Consider the following 25,570-nt stretch of genomic DNA (forward strand, 5'->3'; position numbering starts at 1 on the left):
TGTCCATAAACATCAATAAAAGCAGGGTTAATCATCTAATTTGATACGCTTTTAGCCAAATCGTCGCTTTTCAGCGCCCCACTGGACGGTGAGGATAATCTTGATAATTTTTCGATCCCTCTCTCATAAATAAAAATTTAATTTCATATAATACTAAAAATGAAATAAATATTTTTAATCTACCTTGCCATTCCTCAGGCGACAGTTTCGTCGCCAGGAGTGGCGCCAGGGTCCTGTCCCGCTTCCTGGAGCAGGGAGCGAATCTCATCAGACATCCGTACTTTGTATCAAGGAGAACACCATGTTAAACGGCATGAAACCCCTGTCCCGCTCCCTGCGATGGGGAATGGTCGGCGGCGGAGCCACCAGCCAGATCGGCTACAGCCACCGCTCGGCCGCGCTACGTGACAATGTCTTTACCTTGCTGGCCGGCGCTTTTGATATTGATGCCGAACGCGGACGTCAGTTTGGTGAACAGCTCGGGATCGCGCCGGGACGCTGCTATGCCGATTATCAAACGCTGTTCCGCGAAGAGGCCCTGCGCCCTGACGGTATTGAAGTGGTATCGGTAACCACGCCGAACAATACCCACTTCGCCATTACCAAAGCGGCGCTGGAAGCCGGACTGCACGTCATCTGCGAAAAACCGCTCTGCTTTACCGCCGCGGAAGCCCAGGAGCTGCGGGAGCTGAGCATCAAGCATAACAAAATCGTCGGCGTCACTTACGGCTATGCCGGGTATCAGATGATTCAGCAGGCGCGCCAGATGATTGCCGACGGGCTGCTCGGACAGATTCGAATTATCAATATGCAGTTTGCCCACGGTTTTCATAATGAAGCCGTTGAGCTGCAGGCGGAGTCAACCCGCTGGCGCGTTACGCCGAAGTATGCCGGACCAAGCTACGTGCTGGGCGACCTGGCAACGCATCCGCTCTTTGTGGCCGAAACGATGGCACCGCACCTCAACATTCGCCGTCTGATGTGTTCCCGCCAGAGCTTCGTTGCATCGCGCGCGCCGCTGGAAGATAACGCCTTTGTGCTGATGGAATACGATAACGGCGCCGTCGGCTCAATGTGGACCAGCGCGGTCAATAGCGGCGCGATGCACTCGCAGAAGGTGCGGATCGTCGGTGAGAAAGCCAGCATCGAGTGGTGGGATGAGCATCCTAACCAGCTCAGCTACGAGGTACAAGGTGAGCCGGCGCGGGTACTTGAACGCGGCATGCCGTATCTCAGCGCCGCGGCCCTGGCAGACGATCGTATCGGTGGCGGCCACCCGGAGGGGCTGTTTGAAGCGTGGGCAAACCTCTACCGGCGCTATGCGATAGCCATCGATGCGATGGATCGGGGCGATCGCGCGTTTCTGGAGAGCTTCTGGTACCCGGACGTTGAAGCAGGTCTGCACGGCGTCTACTGGGTGGAGCAATGCGTGAAATCCGCCGATGCCGGCAGCCAATGGGTTGACTTTAATTTACAATAAATGCCATTAACCAGTGGAGTCTTCTCCACTGGTTTCTTTGTTTTCCCCGCGTTTACCTCATCATGCAACACAGCGGTAATATCTGTTAAACAAACATTTATTTACGCTTCTGGCTACCACCACTACACTAGTCGCAGTTTTTAGATTGAGGTGGTAATGAACGACAATAAAATGACGCCAGGTGAACTGCGCGCGACCTGGGGTCTGGGGACCGTATTCTCGCTGCGTATGCTCGGCATGTTTATGGTTCTGCCGGTTTTGACCACCTATGGCATGGCGTTACAGGGCGCCAGCGAAGCGCTGATTGGCCTGGCCATTGGTATCTATGGCCTGGCTCAGGCCGTATTCCAGATTCCGTTCGGCCTGCTCTCCGACCGTATTGGTCGTAAACCGCTGATTGTCGGCGGCCTGTTAATCTTCGTTATCGGTAGCGTAATCGCCGCGCTAAGCGACTCCATCTGGGGCATTATTCTTGGACGCGCGCTGCAGGGTTCCGGCGCTATTGCCGCAGCGGTCATGGCGCTACTCTCCGATTTAACCCGCGAACAGAACCGCACGAAGGCGATGGCCTTTATCGGCGTCAGTTTTGGCGTCACCTTTGCCATCGCCATGGTGCTGGGACCGATTATTACTCACCAGCTGGGCCTGCATGCGCTGTTCTGGATGATCGCCGTCCTGGCGACGATCGGCATCCTGCTGACGCTGTGGGTGGTGCCAGACAGTCACAACCACGTCCTGAACCGCGAATCGGGTATGGTAAAGGGCTGTTTCAGCAAAGTACTTGCCGAGCCGAAACTACTGAAGCTCAACTTCGGCATTATGTGCCTGCATATCATGCTGATGTCCACCTTTGTGGCCCTGCCAGGGCAGCTGGAAGCCGCCGGTTTCCCCGCCGCCGAACACTGGAAAATTTACCTGGTCACCATGCTGATTTCGTTTGTCTCGGTGGTGCCGTTTATCATCTATGCCGAAGTGAAGCGCAAGATGAAACACGTGTTCCTGTTCTGCGTCGCGCTGCTGCTGGTGGCCGAAATTGTCCTGTGGGGGGCAGGCGGCTATTTCTGGGAGCTGGTCGCCGGCGTTCAGCTGTTCTTCCTCGCCTTCAACCTGCTGGAAGCCCTGCTTCCCTCTTTAATCAGTAAAGAGTCGCCGGCGGGCTATAAAGGTACCGCGATGGGCATCTATTCGACCAGCCAGTTCCTTGGCGTGGCGATTGGCGGCGCGCTGGGCGGCTGGGTAGACGGCTTCTTTGATTCACAAACCGTATTCCTGCTTGGCGCGCTGCTGGCGATGCTGTGGCTGCTGGTTGCCGGGACGATGAGCGAACCGCCGTACGTCAGCAGCCTGCGGGTCGAAATTCCCGATGAGGTGGTGGCCGATGGCGCGCTGCAAGAGCGTCTGCAGCGCACAGATGGGGTCAAACAGGTTCTGGTGGTGCCCGACGAACGTTCGGTGTATATCAAAATCGACAGCAAGGTGACCAACCGCTTCGAAATTGAGCAGGCCATCAAAGGGGTATAAAAAAAGCGGGGAATGCCCCGCTTTTTTTATTGGCTGACGTTTACAGATGATACGCCAGCGCACACCCGACTTAGTCGCGGAAGTTTTTGAACTGGAACGGCTGTCCCAGGTCGCCGCCGCGCACCAGCGCCATAACCGCCTGCAGATCGTCGCGCGCTTTACCGGTGACGCGAATCTCTTCGCCCTGAATTTGCGCCTGCACCTTCAGCTTGCTGTCTTTGATCAGCTTGACGATTTTTTTCTGCGTCGCGCTCTCAATCCCCTGCTTCAGCTTCGCATCGACAAACCAGGTTTTCCCGCTGTGTACGAACTCATCCGGCACTTCGATAGAACTGCCTTCAATGCCGCGTTTTAACAGCTTCGCGCGCAGAATATCCAGCAGCTGGTTAATCTGGAAATCAGATTCGCTGAGGACCTTGATGGTCTCGTTTTTTTCGTTCAGTTCGAAGCTCGCTTCAACGTTACGAAAATCAAAACGCGACTCCACTTCACGGGTCGCATTCTCTACGGCGTTTCGAACTTCCTGAAGATCGACTTCAGAGACAATATCGAAAGATGGCATCTTTTCCTCTCCTTCTGTTTCTTTTGCGTTGCATAATACCCGCAACGCGACATAACTCAACTGGTTATCCCGCAAGCATAGCCGATGTTCAGATGCGCAATGCCCGCCAGGCCACCGCGGTGTGGGCTGCAGCCGGTAGCGCAACGAGTATATACTTTAGCTATAAATGCCTGGGGTAGTCGCAGGTGAGGAGGAACAATGAAAGTAACCGTACTCGGATGCGGTGCGCTGGGGCAGCTGTGGCTAACCGCGTTATGCAAACACGGACACGATGTCCAGGGCTGGTTACGCGTCCCACAACCCTTTTGTAGCGTCAATCTGATCGAGACTGACGGGACGATTTTTAATGAGTCGTTAACCGCCAACGATCCTGACTTTCTCGCCAGCAGCGACCTGCTGCTGGTGACGCTAAAAGCCTGGCAGGTCTCCACCGCGGTAAAAAATCTGGCGCACACTCTACCCGCCGCGTCTCCGATCCTGCTTATCCATAACGGGATGGGGACCATTGATGAACTGAAAGGCGTGCAGCAGCCGCTGCTGCAGGGCTCGACAACCCAGGCCGCACGCCGCGACGGCAACGTCATTGTGCACGTCGCCAACGGCACGACGCATATCGGCCCGGCGAAAGACTATCCGCAGGATTACAGCGACCTGGCTGATACCCTGCAACGCGTCCTGCCGGACGTCGCCTGGCATAATAATATCCGCCCGGCAACGTGGAGCAAGCTGGCGGTCAACTGCGTAATTAACCCGCTGACGGCGCTGAAAGAGTGCCGCAACGGCGATTTGCGCGACTACCCGCAGGAAGTTGAGGTCATCTGCCGGGAGGTCGCTGCGGTCATGGAGCGCGAAGGTATTCATACTTCACCGGAAAACCTGTTATTTTATGTCCATCAGGTAATTGAAAGTACGGCAGAAAATATCTCTTCGATGTTGCAGGATATCCGCGCGCAGCGTCGTACGGAAATCGACTATATCACCGGTTTTCTACTGAAGCGCGCCCGCGCTCACGGCCTTGCCGTACCGGAAAACGCCCGTTTGTTTGAACTGGTAAAGCGTAAGGAGAATGAATATGAGCGCGTCGGCACTGATTTGCCTCGCCCCTGGTAGCGAAGAGACCGAAGCGGTCACCACAATGGATTTACTGGTCCGCGGCGGCGTGCAGGTCACCACGGCCAGCGTCGCCAGCGATGGCAGCCTGACCATCGTCTGCTCGCGAGGCGTCAAGCTGCTGGCGGATGCGCCGCTGGTAGCGGTCGCCGACGGCGATTATGACATTATCGTTCTTCCCGGCGGGATAAAAGGCGCGGAATATTTCCGTGACAGCCCGCTGCTGGTAGAAACGGTCCGCCAGTTTCATCTTTCCGGACGCATTGTCGCCGCCATCTGCGCGGCGGCGGCGACCGTACTGGTGCCGCATAACCTTTTCCCGATCGGCAACATGACCGGTTTTCCGGCCCTCAAGGATCGCATCCCTGAAGAGCAGTGGCAGGACAAGCGCGTGGTCTGGGATCCGCGGGTCAACCTGCTCACCAGCCAGGGGCCTGGAACATCCATCGATTTTGCACTCAAAATGATCGACCTGCTGGTCGGGCGTGAAAAAGCCCATGAGGTTGCGTCACAGCTGGTCATGGCGGCGGGAATTTATAACTACTACGAAGCCTGATTTGCCGAGGCGGTCGCCCGGACAAGGCAGAGAGCCTTATCCGGGATGACCGTGATTGTTCGCGGTTTACGGGCGGTAAACCTTCACGTTCTCAAAGCCCTGCTCACGCAGGTACAGCGCCTGCAGACGGCTCATCACGCCGCGTTCGCACCACAGCAACCAGGTTTTGCTCTGGTCGAGATTGCCGAACTGGGTGCTCAGCTTGTAGAACGGCAATGACACAACGTCAACGCCTTCAACCTTCAGCGGCTTCTCATCCTGTTCGTCTACGGAACGAATATCCAGAATGACGTCGTTCGGGCTAAAGCCGGTCACGGTTTCAACTTCCACCACGTCCTGCTGAGTCTGCTGGGCGATATCGCGAATATCCACGTTATTCGCTTCCGCCACCACTTTATCGAGGATGCTAAAGTCGAAGTTCTCTTCTTCTGCTTCAATCTTCGCCTTCACCGCTTTCACGGTCGGGCTCTTCGAAATCACACCGCAATATTCCGGCATGGTGCGGGCAAAATCTTCGGTGCCGATTTCACGGGCCAGGTCGATGATGTGCTCTTTATCGTGCGAAATCAGCGGACGCAGAATCAGGGTGTCGGAGACATTATCAATCAGACGCAGGTTGGTCAGGGTCTGGCTGGACACCTGGCCCAGCGCTTCGCCGGTCACCAGCGCCTGCACGCCATAGCGCTCGGCGACTTTCGACGCCGCGCGGATCATCATGCGCTTCAGCACCACGCCCATCTGACCATCGTCGACTTTTTCGAGGATCTCCCCCACGACCGGTTCGAAGTTAATCGCCACGAAACGAACGCGGTGCGAACTGCCGAAGCGGTTCCACAGGTAGTGCGCCACCTGACGAACGCCAATTTCATGCGCGGCGCCGCCAAGGTTAAAGAAACAGTAGTGCACGCGACAGCCGCGACGCATCAGCATGTAGCTGGAAACGCCGGAGTCGAAGCCGCCGGAAATCAGCGACAGCACATCTTCCTGCGTGCCGATCGGGAAACCACCGATGCCTTCGTAGCGCCCTTTTACCAGCAGCAGACGATCGTTTTCAATTTCCAGATTGACCGTAATGTCCGGGTCAGTCAGCTTCACGCGCGCCGTTTCGATATGCTGGTTCAGGCCACCGCCGACGTAGCGTTCCACTTCGATAGAGGTAAACTCATGCTTGCCGCGACGTTTTACGCGCACGCAGAAAGTCTTGCCTTCCAGCGCTTCGCGCCACAGCGGCAGCGTTTTCTCAAAAATATCGTGCAGTGAGGTAAACGGGACGTCTTCGACTTCCAGAATATGGTGGATACCCGGGATTCGGGTCAGCGCATCGCGAATAACCGGACGCTGATTTTCGTCTTTCGCGCGAACTTCGATATGATCCCAATGACGAACGACGGCAAGCGTCTCATCATAGTTTTTGAGAACGTTACGAATGTTCCCGGTTAAGATCTTAATGAAGCGCAATCTCACGGATTGGCTTTTGATGGTGATTTCCGGGAACAATTTAATGATAAACTTCATGGCGACAATAGTTCGTTGGCAAGCCCGACGGGGCTTTAAGCAAAAGTTGTACTGCAGTGCACCGCGGTGCCTGCATCCAGGGAGCGCAGTATATCACCATTGAGTACATTGCGCCTCGCATTGCGCGTTTTACATAAAATCATTCAGGATGCCCGCGCGCGACGGGGGCATAACCCACTTGTCAGCCACCCGTTTGCGCGCTTTCGGCAACGATTCCGCGAAAGGATGAGGTGTATATTTGCTTAACCACGTGACTTCGTTACCATATTGGTGTCGCGACATTACAAGAGTCTATATTCACTATGCCAAAGAAAAATGAGGCCCCGGCCAGCTTTGAAACCGCCCTGGGCGAGCTGGAGCAGATTGTTAATCGTCTGGAAAGCGGCGCGCTGCCGTTAGAAGAGGCGCTCAGCGAATTTGAGCGCGGCGTACAGCTGGCGCGTCAGGGGCAGGCCCGATTGCAGCAGGCCGAACAGCGCGTCCAGATTCTGCTGGCCGACAGCGAGGATAGCCCGCTGACGCCGTTTACACCGGATGCTGAATAAATGGACTTCTCGCAACAATTACACGCTTGCGTTGAGCAGGCCAACGACGCGCTACGCCGTTTCCTCGCTCCGCTGCCTTTTCAGAACACTCCACTGGTTGAAGCCATGCAGTACGGCGCACTATTAGGCGGTAAACGCCTGCGTCCGTTCCTCGTCTATGCTACCGGCGAAATGTTCGGCGTCAGCCGGACAACGCTGGATGCACCGGCCGCCGCCGTTGAATGCATCCATGCTTACTCTCTGATGCATGACGATCTGCCCGCCATGGACGATGACGATCTGCGCCGCGGTCTGCCGACCTGCCACATTAAATTTGGCGAAGCGAACGCAATTCTTGCCGGAGACGCCCTACAAACGCTGGCATTTTCTATACTGAGTGATGCGCCGATGCCTGAAGTGCCGGACAGCGATCGTCTGGCGATGGTTTCGACGCTGGCCCACGCCAGCGGAGTCGCCGGTATGTGCGGCGGACAGGCGCTGGATCTGGAAGCCGAAGGCCACCAGGTTGACCTGCAGGCGCTGGAGCGTATTCATCGCCACAAAACCGGCGCGCTGATATGCGCCGCGGTGCGCATGGGCGCGCTGAGCGCAGGTGAACGCGGTCGTGCGGCCCTGCCGGCGCTCGATCGCTATGCGCAAAATATCGGTCTCGCCTTCCAGGTCCAGGATGACATTCTTGACGTGGTAGGGGATACTGCGACCCTTGGCAAACGTCAGGGAGCTGACCAGCAGCTAGGCAAAAGTACTTATCCTGCGCTTCTGGGACTTGAACAAGCGCGTAAAAAAGCGCACGACCTGATTGAAGATGCCCGTCAGTCGCTGAGTGAGCTGGCCGCGCAATCTCTGGATACTACGGCACTGGAAGCGCTCGCGAATTACATAATTCAGCGCGATAAATAAACAATAAGAGTCTCTGATGAGTTTTGATATTGCCAAATACCCAACCCTGGCACTGGTGGATTCCACCCAGGAGTTGCGTCTGTTGCCGAAAGACAGCCTGCCGAAACTGTGCGACGAACTCCGGCGCTACCTGCTGGACAGCGTCAGCCGTTCCAGCGGGCATTTTGCCTCCGGCCTCGGCACGGTCGAACTGACCGTGGCGCTTCACTACGTCTATAACACGCCTTTTGACCGTTTGATCTGGGACGTGGGCCACCAGGCCTACCCGCATAAAATTCTGACCGGGCGCCGCGATAAAATCGGCACCATTCGGCAGAAAGGCGGGCTGCATCCGTTCCCGTGGCGCGGCGAAAGTGAATATGACGTGCTGAGCGTCGGCCACTCATCAACCTCCATTTCTGCGGGTATCGGGGTGGCGATTGCCGCGGCGAAAGAAGACAAACAGCGACGTGCGGTCTGCGTCATTGGCGACGGCGCCATTACCGCAGGTATGGCGTTTGAGGCCATGAACCATGCGGGCGATATCAAACCCGATCTGCTGGTGGTGCTGAACGACAACGAAATGTCGATCTCCGAAAATGTCGGCGCGCTGAATAACCATCTGGCGCAGCTGCTCTCCGGAAAACTGTACTCCACGCTGCGCGAAGGCGGCAAAAAGGTCTTCTCTGGCGTGCCGCCGATTAAAGAGCTGCTCAAACGCACCGAAGAACATCTCAAAGGGATGGTCGTTCCCGGAACCCTGTTTGAAGAGCTGGGCTTTAATTACATCGGCCCGGTTGACGGTCACGATGTCCTCGGTCTGGTCAATACGCTGAAAAATATGCGCGACCTGAAAGGACCGCAGTTCCTGCATATTATGACCAAAAAAGGTCGCGGCTATGAGCCGGCGGAAAAAGACCCGATTACCTTCCACGCGGTGCCGAAATTTGACCATACCAGCGGGGTCCTGCCGAAAAGCAGCGGCGGCCTGCCCTCCTACTCGAAAATTTTTGGTGACTGGCTGTGCGAAACCGCGGCGAAAGACAGCAAGCTGATGGCCGTTACGCCGGCTATGCGCGAAGGCTCGGGGATGGTCGAGTTTTCCAGAAAATACCCTGACCAGTATTTCGATGTGGCGATTGCGGAACAGCACGCGGTGACGTTCGCCGCCGGCCTGGCGATCGGCGACTACAAGCCGGTGGTGGCCATTTACTCCACCTTCCTGCAGCGCGCCTACGATCAGGTGATCCACGATGTCGCTATCCAGAAGCTGCCGGTTCTGTTTGCCATCGACCGCGCGGGAATCGTCGGCGCCGACGGACAAACGCATCAGGGAGCATTCGATCTCTCCTTCCTGCGCTGTGTTCCGGATATGGTGATCATGACGCCGAGCGACGAAAACGAGTGCCGTCAGATGCTCTACACCGGCTATCACTACAATCAAGGGCCGAGCGCGGTTCGCTACCCGCGCGGGACCGGCACCGGCGCCACGCTGGAGCCGCTGGCTTCATTGCCGATCGGCAAAGGCGTGGTGAAACGCACGGGCGAAAAAGTGGCGATACTCAACTTCGGCACTCTGCTGCCGGAAGCGGCGCAGGTGGCAGACAAGCTCAACGCCACGCTGGTCGATATGCGTTTTGTCAAACCGCTCGATGATGCGCTTATTTTGCAGCTTGCCGCCGATCACGATGTGCTGGTGACGTTGGAAGAAAATGCCATTATGGGCGGTGCGGGCAGCGGCGTGAATGAGCTGCTGATGGCTCATCGTCGTGTGGTTCCGGTGCTGAATATCGGCCTGCCGGACTTCTTTATTCCCCAGGGAACCCAGGAAGAAGTGCGCGCCGACCTCGGCCTTGATGCCGCCGGTATCGAAGCCAAAATCACCGCCTGGCTGGCCTGAACCCTCTCCGCTAACGGCGCCTGCTATGCTTAAAGGATACCCTTTATGTTGATAGCAGGAGCCGTTCATGCACTACATCACACCTGAAGCAACCCACCTGCGGGTCTCCCGACTTTGCCTCGGCTGTATGACCTTTGGCGAGCCGGATCGGGGCAAGCACGCCTGGACCCTACCTGAAGAGAGCAGCCGTCCGCTCATTCAACGTGCGCTGGAAGGCGGCATCAACTTTTTTGATACCGCCAACAGCTACTCTGACGGCAGCAGTGAAGAGATTGTCGGCCGTGCGCTGCGCGATTTCGCCCGCCGTGACGAAGTAGTGGTGGCCACAAAGGTGTATCACCAGGTCGGGGATCTGCCGGAGGGCCTCTCGCGTGCGCAGATCCTGCGCTCTATCGATGACAGCCTGCGCCGCTTAGGTATGGAATATGTCGACCTGCTGCAGATCCATCGTTGGGACTACAGCACGCCGATTGAAGAGACCCTGGAAGCGCTAAATGAGGTTGTTAAGGCCGGGAAAGCACGCTATATCGGCGCCTCATCGATGCACGCCCGCCAGTTTGCGCAGGCGCTGCAGCTTCAGGAGAGCAACGGCTGGGCGCGCTTTGTCACCATGCAGGATCATTACAACCTGATCTATCGTGAAGAAGAGAATGAGATGCTGCCGCTGTGCCATCGTGCTGGCGTATCGGTCATCCCCTGGAGTCCGCTGGCGCGGGGTCGCCTCACCCGTCCGTGGGGCGAAACCACTGCCCGCCTGGTCTCTGATGAGTTTGGCAAATCGCTCTACAGCGCAACCGATGAAAACGATGCGCAGATTGCGCAGAATCTTGCTGAAGTGGCGGAAGAACTCGGCGCCAATCGCGCCCAGGTGGCGCTGGCCTGGCTGCTGAGTAAACCCGGCGTCGCGGCGCCAATCGTCGGAGCCTCCAGACAGGAGCAGCTCGACGACCTGCTGGGCGCGGTGGATTTAACGCTGACGCCTGAACAGGTAGAAAAGCTGGAAGCGCCGTACCAGCCGCATCCGATTGTGGGTTTTAAATAAGCGGGCCGCCCGGGCCACTGGCCCGGGCAAACTCACCCGAGGAGTGAGCTCAGAAAAGACCAATCGGCCAGTGATGGCCTATGACATACAGCACGCCCGCCGAAATCACGCCGGCGACGATATCATCGACCATGATCCCCATCCCGCCGTGGATATTGCGGTCAAACCAGCGAATCGGCCACGGTTTCCACATATCAAAAATGCGGAAGATCACAAACCCGGCGGCGACCCATTGCCAGTCAAGCGTCGGTAGCGCCATCAAGGTGATCCACATCCCGACAAACTCGTCCCAGACGATGCTCCCGTGATCGTGGGTACCCATATCTTTCGCCGTGCGATGGCAGATATAAACCCCGATACAAATGCCCATCATCACCACCAGCGAATAGAGCTGCCAGGGAAGAAAGGTCATCAGATACCAGAACGGAATCGCCGCCAGCGAGCCCATTGTGCCAGGCACCACGGGGCTTAACCCGCTGCCAAAACCGGTCGCCAGCAAATGCCAGGGATTCAGCATATTGAGGCGGCTTTTTGCGATATCTTTACTACGCACCAAAGTGATCGTACCCCTGTAAATCCAGCTGGACCGGTTTACCGGATTGCATCAACTGCAAACCGTCCGCCTCGGCGCTAATCTGTCCAATGCAGGTAAAGCGCGCCCCAAGCTGGCCGATAGCCACATCAAGCGCGCCGCGGTTAAGTTCAGGCACGGTAAAGCACAGTTCGTAGTCTTCACCGCCAGAGAGCGCCCAGCGCAGCGCCTGCTCCCTCTCTGCATGGCGCAGCAGCGTATCGGATAACGGCATTGCGTCAAGATCGATCCGCGCGCCGCAGCCGCTGGCCTTCAGAATATGCCCCAGATCGGAAATCAGACCGTCGGACAGATCAATGGCCGAGCTGGCCAGATCGCGCAGCGCCTGTCCTTGCAATACGCGCGGCATCGGGCGCAAATGGCGCGCCAGCAGGTAGTCGGCATCAGCGGCTGACGCCACCACCAGACGATCCTGCAAAATGGCCAATCCTGCGGCGCTGTCGCCGGGGGTGCCGGTGACGTATATCCAGTCGCCAGGTTTCGCCCCGGAACGCTTCAAAGCGCGCCCAGGCGGGACAAAACCGTGAATACCCAGGGTCATCGACAGCGGACCGCGAGTGGTATCACCGCCGATCAGCTGCATATCGTAATAGTTGAGTTGCATGAACAGGCTGTCGCTGAACGCTGCCAGCCACGCTTCATCCGCTTCCGGTAGCGTTAACGCCAGCGTCAACCACGCCGGTTCGGCGCCCATCGCCGCGAGGTCGCTCAGATTGACCGCCAGCGCCTTGTAAGCCAGATCGGCAGGATCGATATCAGGTAAAAAATGGTTGCCCGCCACCAGGGTGTCGGTGCTGATTGCCAGCGTTTTTTTCTCGGGAATGTTCAGGAGAGCGCAGTCGTCGCCGATGCCGGTTTCCACATCGAGACGCATGCTTTTTACGCGATCAAAATAACGGGCAATCAGGGAAAATTCGCCGCATGCCATACGTTATGCCTCAGCAAAAGAAAAGAATAAGGCCGGACCTTGCGTGGATGACATCCCGCGAGACCCGGCCTGGAGTTTACTTTTTGTTGGGACGAATTGCCGGGGCTGCTTTGTCCAGCACGCCGTTAACAAACTTATGACTGTCTTCGGCGCCAAAGGTTTTCGCCAGTTCGATAGCTTCGTTAATCGCAACTTTGTACGGAACATCGTCACGTTTAGACAGCTCGAACAGGGCGATACGCAGTACCGCTTTCTCCACCTGACCCAGCTCTTCAAGCAGGCGGGACAGGTACGGCTTCATCAGGCCGTCGAGGTATGCGCTGTTAGTCGCCACTCCGGACAGCAGTTCGCGGAAATACAGAACGTCGACATCTTTGACATCCTGTTCCGCCAGGAACTGGTATTCAACATCAGCGATGTCGTTCTGGGACAACTGCCAGGAGTAAAGCGCCTGGACGGCACACTCACGGGCGCGGCGACGAGCAGCAGGTTTCACGGAATTCCCCTTACAAAAAAATTCAGGCCTTGATGGCTTTCAATACGTTAATCATTTCCAGCGCGGTCAGCGCAGCTTCTGCGCCTTTGTTACCGGCTTTGGTACCAGCGCGTTCGATGGCTTGTTCAATGCTTTCTGTCGTCAGAACACCAAAGGCTACCGGGATTTCGCTGTCCTGCGCGACATGTGCGAGGCCATTGCTTGCTCCGCCAGCCACATATTCAAAGTGCGCGGTACCACCACGAATCACCGTACCCAGAGCAATCACTGCGTCATATTTACCGGTTTTAGCCAGCACGCCAGCCGCCAGCGGCAGCTCATACGCGCCTGGAACCCAAACAACGGTAATATTTTCATCTTTTACCTGACCGATGCGCTTGAGTGCGTCAATAGCACCTTCCAGCAGGCTGTCATTGATAAAGTTGTTGAAACGCGCAATGGTGATGGCGACGCGAGCGTCCGGGGTAGCAACGTTAGCTTCAATAATGTTCATACTCTTCCTTCGGGTTCATATAGCCCCGCAAGGGGGGCGGATTCTATCATAATAATTTATACACTTCATCCTTCAAACTGCCTCCGCGTTGGCTGCGCCTGTCGATCCCGGTCGCTTACCGCTGTAAGCAAGCGGGGGGTTCTCGGGTTGGCTGCCTCGACGCATCTTGAATGATTTCGCGTAGCGATGCTGTTTTCCCTTGCCAGGGGGAGATCATGCGCCCACTAAATGCAGGCAAAGATCGGGGCCTACCTGGCGTATCTCGTTGAATTTGAAATGGGGGGCATCGGCCAGTTTCTCAAGCCCCGGCAGCACGCATAGCCCGCGTGCGTCGCTGCCTAACAGTTTAGGCGCAATATAGACGATAAGCTCGTCCACCAGTCCGGCCTGCAACAGCGCGCCGGCGAGCGTCGGGCCCGCTTCCACCCAAATGCTGTTAACCTGCTGTTTGCCAAGCTGCATCATCAGTAACACCAGATCGAGATGGCCGTTATGTTCCGGCACCATCAGCGTTCGCACGCTTTCCGGCCAGCTGCGATCATCGGCCTGAGTGCGGGCAAACAGCGTCTCTCCCGCCTGCTGCACGATGCGGTGCTCAGGAGTAACGCGATTATGGCTATCGATCACAATACGCAGCGGCTGACGCAGATTTTCCTGCGGGTAGCGGGCGCGAATATCGGCATCGAGCTCTTCCCAGCGTACGGTTAATGCCGGATCGTCTGCCAGGACGGTCGCGCTGCTGGTCAGGATCGCATGGCTTTGCGCACGCAGGCGCTGCACGTCGCGTCGCGCCTGCGGCGAGGTAATCCACTGGCTTTCGCCGCTGGCCATCGCGGTGCGACCATCCAGCGAAGCGCCCATTTTTAGCTGTATGTAAGGGAAACCGGTGCGCATCCGCTTAAGAAAGCCTTTGTTCAGCGCTTCGGCTTCGCCCATCATCAGGCCGTGGCTGACGTCAATTCCTTCCTGCTGCAGGCGATACAGGCCGCGCCCGGCCACCTGCGGGTTAGGGTCCTGCATGGCGGCCACGACGCGGGTAACGCCCGCGGCAATCAGCGCGTCGCAGCACGGCGGCGTTCGGCCGTGATGACTGCAGGGTTCCAGCGTCACATAGGCAGTGGCGCCCCGGGCTTTTTCGCCGGCCATGCGCAGCGCATGAACTTCCGCATGCGGCTCGCCGGCACGATAGTGAAAACCTTCGCCGACAATCTCGCCGTCCTTGACGATCACACAGCCGACATTCGGATTGGGATGGGTCGTAAAGCGCCCGCGCTGCGCCAGCTTAAGCGCTCGCGCCATGTACATTTCATCATGCATGGCTTAGTCCTGTAAGCGGGCGATCTCTTCGCCGAACTCTTTGATATCTTCAAAACTGCGATAGACGGAAGCAAAGCGGATATAGGCAACTTTATCGAGCTTTTTCAGCTGCTCCATCACCAGGTTGCCGATCATTTTGCTCGGGACTTCGCGCTCACCGGTACCGCGTAAATGGGTTTTGATATGATTGAGCGCCATTTCCACATCATCGGCGCTGACCGGCCGTTTTTCCAACGCTTTCAGCATTCCGCTGCGCAGCTTATCTTCATTGAAGGGCTCCCGCACATCGTTGCTCTTGACCACACGCGGCATCACCAGCTCTGCCACCTCGAAGGTGGTGAAACGTTCGTTACAAACCAGGCACTGCCGACGACGACGCACAGAAGAGCCCTCACCCACCAGACGAGAGTCGATCACTTTGGTATCTACGGCGAAACAGAAAGGGCAATGCATAGCGCGTCCTGACAGGAAGTTAAACTGACGGGTAGTTTACCGCGAAGTGCCCCGACAACAAAGAAAGAGCTTTTGAGACAAAGGATCTATGGCTCGTGGACGGAGACGATCTACCATAAAGTATCCCCTGAAAACGGAATCCATGACCATGACAAGACGTTATTTGAAGCTGGCGATGCTGACCACGCTGTTCACACTCAGCGCCTGCGCGCAGCAAAGCGAAGTCCGTCAAATGCATGAAAGCGTAAGCACCTTGAGCAAAGAGATGACTCAGCTTAATCAGCAGACGGTGAAAATTAGCCAGCAAAACGCTCTGAATGCGAAATCCACCAGCGGCGTTTATCTTTTGCCCGGCGCCAGGACTCCGGCGCGCCTCGAAAGCCAAATCGGCACATTGCGTATGTCGCTGCGTGATATTGCCGCCGACGCCGACGGTACCCGCCTGACGCTGCGTATTCAGGGGGAATCAAACGACCCGCTACCGGCGTTTAGCGCCACCGTTGCCTGGGGGCAAATCAGCGGCACCACGCAGAATTATCAGGAAGTTAACGTGCACGATCGGTTGATTAGCGCCCCCGCCAGCATCCTGGCGCCGAGCGACGTTGATATTCCGCTACGTCTGAACGGCATCACGCCGGAACAGCTCGGCTTCCTGCGCATTCACGATATCCAGCCCGCCACCGCACAATAATCTCCTTCACCGGGTGTCGCCGACACCCGGGCCCCCCGTCCAGAAATCCATTTACAATTTTTCTAAACAGTTCAGTAAAAATTGACTGTATGGATGAATTTCAGTGGCATTCTGTCAGGAAATGCATAGAATCGTGAACGCAATCGATTACGTATGTTTACGTTATGTGAAACAACACGTATTTTTGTGAGCAATGATTTCTATAATAGACCCCCACAGAAAGACGAAATATTTAGAAACGCTTCGGCAACGTTCTTAACGCCTTTTGGCTTAATTTAAACAGTGGCATCATTATGAAAAAAACATTACTGGCAGCAGGCGCCGTACTGGCGCTGTCCACATCGTTCACTGCTGGCGCGGCAGAAAACGAAAAACCGCAGTACCTGTCTGATTGGTGGCACCAGAGTGTAAACGTGGTGGGTAGCTACCACACCCGTTTTGGACCGCAAATCCGTAACGATACCTATCTGGAATACGAAGCGTTTGCTAAAAAAGACTGGTTTGATTTCTATGGCTATATCGATGCGCCGGTGTTCTTTGGTGGCAACAGCACGGCAAAAGGTATCTGGAACAACGGTTCTCCGCTGTTTATGGAAATCGAACCGCGTTTCTCTATCGATAAGCTGACCAACACCGATCTCAGCTTCGGCCCGTTCAAAGAGTGGTATTTCGCGAACAACTATATCTACGATATGGGTCGTAACGATTCTCAGGAGCAGAGCACCTGGTATATGGGTCTGGGTACCGATATCGATACCGGTCTGCCGATGAGCCTGTCTCTGAACGTCTATGCGAAATATCAGTGGCAGAACTATGGCGCATCCAACGAAAACGAATGGGACGGCTACCGTTTCAAAGTGAAATACTTTGTCCCGCTGACCGACCTGTGGGGCGGCTCGCTGAGCTACATCGGCTTCACCAACTTTGACTGGGGTTCCGATCTGGGCGATGACAACTTCTATGACATGAACGGCAAGCACGCGCGCACCAGCAACTCCATCGCCTCCAGCCACATCCTGGCGCTGAACTACGCGCACTGGCACTACTCCGTTGTGGCCCGTTACTGGCATAACGGCGGTCAGTGGGCCGATGATGCGAAGCTCAACTTCGGCGATGGCGACTTCAACGTACGCTCTACCGGCTGGGGTGGTTACTTCGTGGTGGGTTACAACTTCTAATCCTGCCTGATGGTCCCCGGCCTCTGCGCCGGGGATATCGATTGACGCGCATTATGGCTCACGCTCCTCGCACCTCACCTTACGCAGAAAATCACTCAATGAACGATCGGCCCGCTCGCTGAAAAGGCGCCCGGTAGCAGCCACGTCCAGGCAGCGATCGAGACGAAAGCAGCGGTAATCGTCGCGGAGCTCGCACCAGCTCACCAGCAGCCAGCGTTCGCCCCAGAAAAAGAGCCCCAGCGGCAGCACTTCGCGCTGCGACACCTTTCCCGCTTCGTCGCGGTAGTGCAGCGCCAGCACCCGCTGACCGGAAACCGCCCGATGCACCAGATCAAACTGTGCCTTACTGTAGCCCTGGGCGCCAAAATCCGGCGCAAATAGCCGCGATTGTTCGGCCTTACGCCGACTCTCCTCAGGTAAAATCGCGAGCATCTTTTCCCGAGCCGACTCCAGCGCCTGGGACAGCGATTCGCCCCCCCAGGTTTGCAGCAGCCGAATCGCGGCCACCAGCGCTTCCGACTCCTGGGTCGTCAGCATCAGAGGCGGTAAGCTGTAGCCTGCCAGCAGGCGATATCCGCTTCCGGCCTCCCCCTCCACCGGCACGCCGGAGAGCGACAGGTCGCGGATATCCCGGTAGATGGTGCGCTCCGATACGCCGAGCCGCTCCGCCAGCAGTCCGGCGGTGGTTAATCTTCTCCCCCGCAGGATCTGCACGATTTGAAAAAGGCGGTCGGCGCGTCGGCTCATTTTTAGCTTATCTCATGGTCAGGCCCGTCCCGCAGGCGTCAAACGCATTAATGGGACAGGTGTTTAGGTTGATGGAGGCCAATCCGGTTACCTTCGCTATCCATAAACATCGCGATGGTACCAATATCGTTCGACAGCTCAAGCGGGCCAAAGACGCAGCTCCCGCCAGCGGAATTCACGCGGTCGAGCGTGGCGGCCAGATTGTCAGTATGAAGATAGATAATACATCCCTGATCGGCAGGTTTAACCCCGTCAAACTTCGCCAGCGCGCCGCCGGGGGCCGGATCCTGATACGGAAAAACGGCCATTTCGGCACAATCCATATTTTCCCGACGCAGCGTCACCTGCAGCACCGGCTCGTAAAACGCCACGGCACGATCCATGTCGGCGACCGGAATTTCAAACCAGTTAATTACGTTGTTCATACATCCTCCTGTCCATTGTTTGGGTTCAGGAGGAGTGTATGGCAGGGCTCCTGACAGCGTACTGTCAGGAGCGATCGCCGTCTGCGATTAACCCGCCGAGCAAACCAGGGCCCGCTGCTTATCCAGCAGCCAGGGACGGAGATAGCCCACGGTGTTGGAAAACGGCAGCACCTCCTCCGGCAGGACAATCCCCAGCTGCTGGCGAATATAGGCCCGCCGGGTAACGATGCGCTGCCAGAGAGCCGGCCAGTTCTCCGCCAGCTCCTCACGTAGCGCCTCATCCGCAACCGCTACGGTATCTTCAATACTGGCCCCGGCATAGCCCGCCCGTGAGGGGATAATATCGATTTGCAGCAGCATGCCGCTGCGGATACTGGCCTGAGAGTCCGGCCCTACAGGAGAACACAGCCACTCTTCGTCGGCGACCAGATGGCCGGGGTTCAAATGCCAGTGATACTCTGCTTTCGGTAACACCCGCTCGATAAGATCATACATCTCACCGCCGCGCATACCGATACGCAGGTTCTCCAGCCAGCTGACTACCGCCCGGAAATAGGGCTTCGCCACCACATCGAGGTAGTCCGCCACCTCCGGCGCCAGCTCCGTTTCATCGCCGACTACATAGGCTGCCCGGCTGCTTAAGCCGCCTTTAAACCCGGTAGTGAGCGAAAACTTATCGCCGCGACGGATAACCTTATCGCCAGGATAGAGACGGGCATCGGCGAAACGATCGCCGGTAGCGGCAATCATCACCACGCTGTTGGGCTGGCCTTCTGCTGCCAGCAGCGCGCCGATCTGTTTTTCCGTTTTCCCCGGCTCGATGGCATTCAAAGCCGTGAGGATCGCCGTCGACGCCAGGTTGGCGCCATATTCATAATGCGCCAGCTCATTGGCTGAATTTACCGTTCTCACTCCGCCATCTGGCGCGATAAATATTGCCGTGGCATTGACCACAACCGCCTGCGGCCCTGCAGCCTGCCGAATGGCGTCAACGATAAAAGCAGGCAGATCGAACATCTGTGAACGGTCGTCAGCGCTGCCGGTGAATAGCTTCCAGCCTACCAGGCCCAGCGTTTTCCCGCTGCTAATACCGGCATCCTGCAGCAGCTGAGGCAGACTCTTTTCATTGCTCATGGGTTGATTCGGCAACGAGAACCACGGCGCATGGATCACCCGGTTTTCCAGCCGGGCAAAGGCCGCCAGCTTGAGGTTTTCATTGCCCAGCACCAGCACCGCCTCCCCTTCGCGATGCAGTACCAGCAATGCTTCTTCAAAACGAGGGATAAAGCCGGTGAGATATTCGAAGTTTCCGCCGTGCTCTTTATCGGCATACACGATCAGCGTGTCGTAGTCATGCCGGCGCATTTGCGCAAGTACCCTGGCTTTACGCTGGCGTAGCGTTTGATCGCTGAGCGTAACGGAAGGCACATCGTGCCAGACGGTGGGTTCGGCGACGGCAGAAAGGACTATGGCGGACATGGGGGATCTCCATCTCATTAAGCTAATGAGTGGAGAGTAGCGAAATTTGGCCGGGCTGTAATAAAAAAATCCCGGCCTTGCGACCGGGATTGCTTTATCTGAACGCGCCGGATTTACGGCAGAATTGACGGCTGATCCGCCCCTTCTTTTTCTACCTTCTGCTGCAGCATATGCTCACGCTTCATGCCCAGCTTCAGCGCCAGTGCGGACGCCACGTAGATAGACGAGGCCGTACCGATGGAGACACCGATCAGCATGGTCAGCGAGAAGCCTTCCAGAACCGGGCCACCAAAGAGATACAGCATCAGGATCACCACCAACGTGGTTCCGGAGGTGATCAAGGTACGATGCAGCGTCTGGGTCAACGACACGTTGAAGATCTCATACGGCGTACCGCGGCGGATCTTACGGAAGTTTTCACGGATACGGTCAGATACCACGATGCTGTCGTTCAGCGAGTAGCCGATAACCGACATCAGCGAGGCGACGATAGTCAGGTCAATCTCGATATGGAACAGCGAGAGGATGCCCATCGTAATGACCACGTCGTGCGCCAGAGCGATAACGACCCCGGCGGCAAGACGCCACTCGAAACGGAAACCAACGTACACCAGGATACAGATTAATGCCGCCAGCAGCGCCAGCGCGCCGCTTTGCGCCAGGTCAGCCCCGACGCTCGGCCCCACGAACTCGATTCGCTTAACCGTCGCGGACTGGCTGGTCGATTCGTTAATCACGTTAACGACCTTGCTGCCCAGCTCCTGACTGATGTTGGCATCATGTACCGGCGGCATACGTACCATAATGTCGCGGCTGCTGCCGAAGTTCTGCACCTGCGGCTCTTCAAAGCCCGCCTTCTGCAGCGCCTGGCGCATCTGGTCCAGTTCGGCCGGTTTTTCGAGGGTAATTTCGATCACCGTACCGCCGGTGAAATCCAGACCCCAGTTAAAACCGCGCACGCCCATCACCACAATGGCGGCAATCAGCAGAAAACCTGAAATGCCGAAAGCCCAGTAGTCCCAGCGCATAAAGTCATAGACTTTACGGCCGTGGTTCAATTGTTCAACAGTATATTCCTGTGCCACAACGCACTCCTCAGATAGACAGCTTTTTAACGCGCTTGCCGCCGTACAGCAGGTTCACGATGGCACGGGTGCCGACGATAGCGGTAAACATCGAGGTTGCCACACCGATACCGGTAGTAATCGCAAACCCTTTAATTGCACCGGTACCGACCGCGTACAGGATGATAACTTTGATCAACGTCGTAATGTTCGCATCGAAGATCGAGCTGAATGCGCCCCGGTAACCTTCATCAATCGCCTGCTGAACGGAACGTCCGTTGCTCAACTCTTCTTTAATACGTTCGTTGATCAGTACGTTAGCATCGACCGCTACCGCAAGGGTTAACACGATACCCGCAATCCCCGGCATACTCAGCGTGGCCCCAGGAAGCAGGGACATGATACCGACGATCAGCACCAGGTTAGCCACCAGCGCAGAGGTCGCGATCAGACCGAATTTCTTATAGAAGAAAATCATGAACAGGATAGACACCACCAGACCGGCCAGACACGCTTCCAGACCCTGCTTGATGTTCTGCATACCCAGAGTCGGGCCGATGGTACGTTCTTCAACGATCTGAATCGGCGCAATCAGCGCACCCGCACGCAGCAGCAGAGAGAGCTGACGCGCTTCATTTGGGTTGCTGATACCGGTAATACGGAAGCTGTTACCCAGGCGAGACTGGATGTTGGCGATGTTAATCACCTCTTCCTCTTTCACCAGAATGGCACGACCGTTGGCATCTTTCTTACCGCTGTCTTTGTACTCCACGAACAGGGTCGCCATCGGTTTGCCGATGTTGTCCTTGGTGAAGTTAGACATGATGTTGCCGCCGGCGCTGTCCAGCGAGATGTTAACCTGCGGCTGGTTGAACTCGTCCATGCTGGAAGTGGAGTCGGTGATATGGTCACCGGTCAGAATCACGCGCTTGTACAGCACAACCGGCCGACCTTCACGGGTATCTTTCACTTCAGAGTCGCCAGGGACACGGCCGGAAGCGGCTGCGGCGCTGTCAACGTTGCTGTTAACCAGACGGAATTCCAGCGTCGCCGTAGCGCCAAGAATTTCTTTCGCCCGAGCGGTATCCTGAATACCCGGCAGTTCAACCACGATACGGTCGGCGCCCTGACGCTGTACCAGCGGCTCGGCAACACCCAGTTGGTTAACACGGTTACGCAGAATGTTGATGTTCTGCTGCACGGCGTATTCGCGGGCTTCTTTCAGGCGCTCATCGGTCATCACCGCTTTCAGGCCAGTAGCGCCCTGCGTGGAGATAACCAGATCGCGGTGACGCGGGCTCAGCCAGGAGATGGCCTGATCGCGTGCGGCGCTATCGCGAAAAGCGATGCTCAGACCATAATTGTCTTCCTTACGCACGGTGGAGTAAGGGATGCCTTTTTCACGCAGCTCGCTGCGCAGGCTGTCGATATTTTGTTCCTGCAGTTTTCCCAGCGCGGTGTCCATATCCACTTCCATCAGGAAGTGTACGCCGCCGCGCAGGTCAAGACCCAGCTTCATCGGCTCGGCATGGATAGCCGCTAACCAGCGAGGAGTCGCCGGAGCTAAGTTCAGCGCCACGACGTATTTATCACCTAACACGTCCACCAGCACTTCACGTGCGCGCAGCTGGACATCGGTGGTGTCGAAGCGCGCAAGGATTGCGCCCTCTTCCAGTGCCACAGACTTAGCGGTAATTTTTTCTTCTTGTAACGTTTTCTGGACCTGGATCAGCGTTTGCTCACTGGCGGCGACACCGCGCGCGCCAGTGATTTGAACGGCCGGATCCTCACCATACAGGTTGGGGAGCGCATACATCAGGCCGACGATAATAACGACGACCAGCATGATGTACTTCCACAAAGGATAACGGTTTAACACGGCAGTTCCCTTAGGGAAAAGTGGATTACAGTGCCTTCATGGTGCCTTTCGGCAGAACGGCAGCGACGAAGTCACGTTTGATAACCACTTCAGTGGTATCGTTCAGCGCGATAGCAATGTATCCGCTTTCAGCCACTTTCGTGACGCGACCTACCAGGCCGCCATTCGTCAGCACTTCATCGCCTTTGGCGATAGAGTTCATCAGATTTTTATGTTCTTTGGTGCGCTTCTGCTGTGGGCGCAGGATCATGAAGTAGAAAATCAGACCGAACACCACCAGCATCAGAATCAGAGACATCGGGCTACCCTGCGCCGCGCCACCGGTTGCTGCTACCGCATCAGAAATAAAAAAGCTCATTCAAATTCCCTCATTATTAAAATTAATCAACGTTCAAAGGAGGAACAGGTCGCCCCTGACGTTGGTAAAAATCGGCCACGAAGCCCTCTAATTTACCCTCTTCGATAGCCTTACGTAAACCAGCCATTAAACGCTGATAGTAGCGAAGGTTATGAATGGTATTGAGGCGCGCGCCCAATATTTCGTTGCAACGATCGAGATGATGCAAGTAAGCGCGTGAATAATTGCGACATGTATAGCAATCACACTCGGCATCCAGCGGCGCGGTGTCGCTTTTATGCTTCGCATTACGAATCTTCACCACGCCATCGGTGACGAACAGGTGGCCGTTACGCGCGTTGCGCGTTGGCATGACGCAGTCGAACATGTCGATACCGCGACGCACCCCTTCAACCAGATCTTCTGGCTTGCCGACGCCCATCAGATAGCGCGGTTTGTCGGCCGGGATCTGCGGGCAAACGTGCTCCAGGATACGGTGCATGTCTTCCTTCGGCTCACCGACAGCCAAACCGCCGACAGCGTAGCCATCAAAGCCGATATCTACCAGACCTTTAACGGAGATATCACGTAAATCTTCGTAAACGCTGCCCTGGATAATGCCGAACAGCGCATTTTTATTGCCAAGAGAGTCAAAACGGTCGCGGCTGCGCTGCGCCCAGCGCAGCGACATTTCCATCGAGCGCTTAGCGTAATCCCAGTCCGCCGGATACGGCGTACATTCGTCGAAGATCATCACGATATCGGAACCGAGATCGTACTGAATCTCCATCGATTTTTCCGGATCGAGGAAAATGGGGTCGCCGTTAATCGGGTTGCGGAAGTGGACGCCCTGCTCGGTAATTTTGCGGATATCGCCGAGGCTGAACACCTGGAAGCCGCCGGAATCGGTCAGGATAGGCCCTTTCCACTGCATAAAATCATGCAGGTCGCCGTGCAGCTTCATGATTTCCTGGCCCGGACGTAACCACAGGTGGAACGTATTGCCGAGGATAATTTGCGCGCCGGTGGCTTCAACTTCTTCCGGCGTCATCCCTTTTACGGTGCCGTAGGTACCAACGGGCATAAAGGCTGGCGTTTCAACCACGCCGCGATCAAACACCAGGCGGCCGCGGCGGGCGCGTCCGTCGGTGGTATCCAGTTCAAATTTCATTTTAACTCCTGCGTCAGAAAAACAGTCTGACGTTAAACACTCATGTCGCGGAGTTATTCCCCGACACGCTCAAAAATAGCCTGCGGATTGTACGTGATAAACATCGCGTCCCCGTAGCTAAAAAAGCGATATTTTTGTTCTACCGCAGCCTTGTAGGCATTCATGGTGTGCTGATAGCCAGCAAAGGCGGAAACCAGCATAATCAGAGTTGATTCAGGGAGATGGAAGTTGGTCACCAGCGCATCAACCGCTTTGTACTGATACCCCTGATAGATAAAAATCTGCGTGTCGCCGAAAAACGGCTCAATCAGGTCGTTTTTCGCCGCCTGCGCCGCGCTCTCCAGCGAACGGACGGAGGTGGTGCCTACCGCGATGACCCGGTTGCCGCGCGCTTTCGCCGCCAGCACCGCATCAACGACCTCCTGCGGCACTTCGGCGTACTCGGAGTGCATGATGTGATCTTCAATGGTCTCCACGCGCACCGGCTGGAATGTCCCCGCGCCAACGTGCAGCGTCACAAACGCCATTTCAATCCCTTTCTCGCGCAGCTTCTCCAGCATCATATCGTCAAAGTGCAGGCCTGCGGTCGGCGCGGCTACGGCCCCCGGCCTGGTGCTGTAGACGGTTTGATACAGTTCGCGGTCGGCGTCTTCGTCCGGACGATCGATATACGGCGGCAGCGGCATATGGCCGATGCTGTTGAGGATATCCAGTACCGGACGTTCATCGTTAAATTCGACTTCAAACAGCGCGTCGTGACGTGCCACCATCGTGGCGTTGATGCTTTCATCATCGCCCAACAGCAGCTCGGCGCCCGGCTTCGGCGCTTTAGATGCGCGAATGTGCGCCAGAATACGTTTGTCATCCAGCATGCGCTCGACCAGCACTTCAATCTTGCCGCCGCTGGCTTTTCGGCCGAACAGGCGCGCCGGGATCACCCGGGTATTGTTAAAGACCAGCAGATCGCCCGGGTTAAGTTTGTCGAGTAAATCGGTGAAAGTCCCATGCGTCAGCGCTCCCGTCGGACCGTCTAACGACAGCAGGCGACAGCGACTGCGCTCCGGCTGCGGGTAGTGGGCAATCAGGGATTCGGGTAATTCAAAGGAAAAATCGGTAACGCGCATGACGGTGGCTCAGACTAAATAAAGAGGCGGGTAGTCTAGTGCCGGGGCGTCCTCCCTGCAACCTTTACCCCTCTGGACGAATAACA

At 56.4% G+C, this 25,570-nt stretch carries 26 protein-coding genes; 10 read left to right on the forward strand and 16 right to left on the reverse strand.

From position 1 onward, the window contains the following. The first annotated feature begins 301 nt into the window (after positions 1-301). Together AC236I_RS19265 and AC236I_RS19270 are read left to right on the forward strand one after the other, a co-directional pair. The gene (locus tag AC236I_RS19265) at positions 302-1,480 is read left to right on the forward strand and encodes a Gfo/Idh/MocA family protein (protein WP_004858665.1); all 1,179 of its coding nucleotides are present in this window, start codon (positions 302-304) and stop codon (positions 1,478-1,480) included. A gap of 156 nt (positions 1,481-1,636) precedes the next feature. Beyond that, entirely contained in the window at positions 1,637-3,001 is a 1,365-nt protein-coding gene (locus AC236I_RS19270) for an MFS transporter (protein WP_004858655.1), read from the forward strand. Between the two features lie 70 nt (positions 3,002-3,071). Here AC236I_RS19270 and AC236I_RS19275 read toward each other — a convergent pair whose 3' ends face one another. After that, positions 3,072-3,563 carry a YajQ family cyclic di-GMP-binding protein gene (locus AC236I_RS19275; protein ID WP_004858653.1) on the reverse strand — a complete coding sequence of 164 codons (492 nt, stop codon included), beginning with the start codon at positions 3,561-3,563 and terminating at the stop codon, positions 3,072-3,074. Positions 3,564-3,761: 198 nt separating this feature from the next. Between AC236I_RS19275 and panE the strand changes: the two genes are divergently transcribed. Both panE and yajL read left to right on the forward strand, forming a co-directional pair. After that, on the forward strand, positions 3,762-4,673 hold the full coding sequence (gene panE, locus AC236I_RS19280; protein WP_064368311.1) for a 2-dehydropantoate 2-reductase: 912 nt from the start codon (positions 3,762-3,764) through the stop codon (positions 4,671-4,673). Continuing rightward, a complete protein-coding gene (yajL, locus tag AC236I_RS19285; protein ID WP_004858649.1) occupies positions 4,636-5,229 on the forward strand; it encodes a protein deglycase YajL in 594 nt (197 codons plus the stop codon). The genes panE and yajL overlap by 38 nt, the downstream gene beginning before the upstream one ends. A gap of 66 nt (positions 5,230-5,295) precedes the next feature. Here the strand turns inward: yajL and thiI are convergent, their stop codons facing one another. After that, a complete protein-coding gene (gene thiI, locus AC236I_RS19290) occupies positions 5,296-6,744 on the reverse strand; it encodes a tRNA uracil 4-sulfurtransferase ThiI (protein ID WP_004858647.1) in 1,449 nt (482 codons plus the stop codon). A gap of 302 nt (positions 6,745-7,046) precedes the next feature. Here thiI and xseB point away from each other — a divergent pair, with 302 nt between their 5' ends. The 4 genes from xseB (at position 7,047) to AC236I_RS19310 (ending at position 11,110) form a co-directional block, all read left to right on the forward strand. Further along, complete coding sequence (gene xseB / locus AC236I_RS19295; RefSeq protein ID WP_004858644.1) at positions 7,047-7,289, forward strand: exodeoxyribonuclease VII small subunit; 243 nt, start codon at positions 7,047-7,049, stop codon at positions 7,287-7,289. Then, the gene (gene ispA, locus AC236I_RS19300) at positions 7,290-8,189 is read left to right on the forward strand and encodes a (2E,6E)-farnesyl diphosphate synthase (protein WP_004858640.1); all 900 of its coding nucleotides are present in this window, start codon (positions 7,290-7,292) and stop codon (positions 8,187-8,189) included. It begins immediately after the preceding gene. Positions 8,190-8,205: 16 nt separating this feature from the next. Next, entirely contained in the window at positions 8,206-10,068 is a 1,863-nt protein-coding gene (gene dxs / locus AC236I_RS19305; RefSeq protein WP_048022748.1) for a 1-deoxy-D-xylulose-5-phosphate synthase, read from the forward strand. A gap of 67 nt (positions 10,069-10,135) precedes the next feature. Then, positions 10,136-11,110 (forward strand): aldo/keto reductase, encoded by a 975-nt coding sequence (locus AC236I_RS19310; RefSeq protein ID WP_004858633.1) that lies wholly within the window; start codon positions 10,136-10,138, stop codon positions 11,108-11,110. A gap of 49 nt (positions 11,111-11,159) precedes the next feature. On the opposite strand, the gene pgpA is transcribed toward AC236I_RS19310, so the two are convergent. From pgpA to nrdR, 6 genes are all read right to left on the reverse strand, one after another. Beyond that, the gene (gene pgpA / locus AC236I_RS19315) at positions 11,160-11,666 is read right to left on the reverse strand and encodes a phosphatidylglycerophosphatase A (protein WP_015585035.1); all 507 of its coding nucleotides are present in this window, start codon (positions 11,664-11,666) and stop codon (positions 11,160-11,162) included. After that, complete coding sequence (thiL, locus tag AC236I_RS19320) at positions 11,656-12,630, reverse strand: thiamine-phosphate kinase (protein WP_487608593.1); 975 nt, start codon at positions 12,628-12,630, stop codon at positions 11,656-11,658. Before thiL ends, pgpA begins: the two co-directional genes overlap by 11 nt. A 76-nt stretch (positions 12,631-12,706) precedes the next feature. Then, the gene (gene nusB, locus AC236I_RS19325) at positions 12,707-13,126 is read right to left on the reverse strand and encodes a transcription antitermination factor NusB (RefSeq protein WP_004858621.1); all 420 of its coding nucleotides are present in this window, start codon (positions 13,124-13,126) and stop codon (positions 12,707-12,709) included. Between the two features lie 22 nt (positions 13,127-13,148). Beyond that, on the reverse strand, positions 13,149-13,619 hold the full coding sequence (gene ribH / locus AC236I_RS19330) for a 6,7-dimethyl-8-ribityllumazine synthase (protein ID WP_004858618.1): 471 nt from the start codon (positions 13,617-13,619) through the stop codon (positions 13,149-13,151). Positions 13,620-13,832: 213 nt separating this feature from the next. Further along, positions 13,833-14,936: a bifunctional diaminohydroxyphosphoribosylaminopyrimidine deaminase/5-amino-6-(5-phosphoribosylamino)uracil reductase RibD gene (gene ribD / locus AC236I_RS19335; protein ID WP_015585036.1), complete on the reverse strand. Its 1,104-nt coding sequence runs from the start codon at positions 14,934-14,936 to the stop codon at positions 13,833-13,835. A 3-nt stretch (positions 14,937-14,939) separates the two neighbouring features. Then, positions 14,940-15,389 (reverse strand): transcriptional regulator NrdR, encoded by a 450-nt coding sequence (nrdR, locus tag AC236I_RS19340; protein WP_004858609.1) that lies wholly within the window; start codon positions 15,387-15,389, stop codon positions 14,940-14,942. A gap of 148 nt (positions 15,390-15,537) precedes the next feature. Here nrdR and AC236I_RS19345 point away from each other — a divergent pair, with 148 nt between their 5' ends. Next, positions 15,538-16,080 carry a SadB/YajI family lipoprotein gene (locus AC236I_RS19345; protein WP_004858607.1) on the forward strand — a complete coding sequence of 181 codons (543 nt, stop codon included), beginning with the start codon at positions 15,538-15,540 and terminating at the stop codon, positions 16,078-16,080. A gap of 293 nt (positions 16,081-16,373) precedes the next feature. Then, entirely contained in the window at positions 16,374-17,258 is an 885-nt protein-coding gene (locus tag AC236I_RS19350; protein WP_004858604.1) for a nucleoside-specific channel-forming protein Tsx, read from the forward strand. A 51-nt stretch (positions 17,259-17,309) separates the two neighbouring features. Here AC236I_RS19350 and AC236I_RS19355 read toward each other — a convergent pair whose 3' ends face one another. The 8 genes from AC236I_RS19355 to queA form a co-directional block, all read right to left on the reverse strand. Beyond that, complete coding sequence (locus AC236I_RS19355; protein WP_032716748.1) at positions 17,310-18,005, reverse strand: helix-turn-helix transcriptional regulator; 696 nt, start codon at positions 18,003-18,005, stop codon at positions 17,310-17,312. A 47-nt stretch (positions 18,006-18,052) separates the two neighbouring features. Further along, positions 18,053-18,430 carry a VOC family protein gene (locus tag AC236I_RS19360; protein ID WP_064359859.1) on the reverse strand — a complete coding sequence of 126 codons (378 nt, stop codon included), beginning with the start codon at positions 18,428-18,430 and terminating at the stop codon, positions 18,053-18,055. Positions 18,431-18,517: 87 nt separating this feature from the next. Then, positions 18,518-19,909, reverse strand: coding sequence for a M24 family metallopeptidase (locus tag AC236I_RS19365; RefSeq protein WP_099144613.1), 1,392 nt, complete (start codon positions 19,907-19,909; stop codon positions 18,518-18,520). A 113-nt stretch (positions 19,910-20,022) separates the two neighbouring features. Continuing rightward, a complete protein-coding gene (gene secF / locus AC236I_RS19370; RefSeq protein WP_004858587.1) occupies positions 20,023-20,994 on the reverse strand; it encodes a protein translocase subunit SecF in 972 nt (323 codons plus the stop codon). Between the two features lie 10 nt (positions 20,995-21,004). Continuing rightward, entirely contained in the window at positions 21,005-22,852 is a 1,848-nt protein-coding gene (gene secD, locus AC236I_RS19375; protein WP_015585040.1) for a protein translocase subunit SecD, read from the reverse strand. Positions 22,853-22,877: 25 nt separating this feature from the next. Continuing rightward, a complete protein-coding gene (yajC, locus tag AC236I_RS19380; RefSeq protein WP_004099423.1) occupies positions 22,878-23,210 on the reverse strand; it encodes a preprotein translocase subunit YajC in 333 nt (110 codons plus the stop codon). Between the two features lie 22 nt (positions 23,211-23,232). After that, positions 23,233-24,360 (reverse strand): tRNA guanosine(34) transglycosylase Tgt, encoded by a 1,128-nt coding sequence (gene tgt / locus AC236I_RS19385; protein WP_044347607.1) that lies wholly within the window; start codon positions 24,358-24,360, stop codon positions 23,233-23,235. A 53-nt stretch (positions 24,361-24,413) separates the two neighbouring features. Next, positions 24,414-25,484 (reverse strand): tRNA preQ1(34) S-adenosylmethionine ribosyltransferase-isomerase QueA, encoded by a 1,071-nt coding sequence (gene queA, locus AC236I_RS19390; RefSeq protein WP_032689270.1) that lies wholly within the window; start codon positions 25,482-25,484, stop codon positions 24,414-24,416. Positions 25,485-25,570: the final 86 nt, after the last annotated feature.

The organism is Klebsiella sp. Sb-30 (assembly GCF_057652795.1).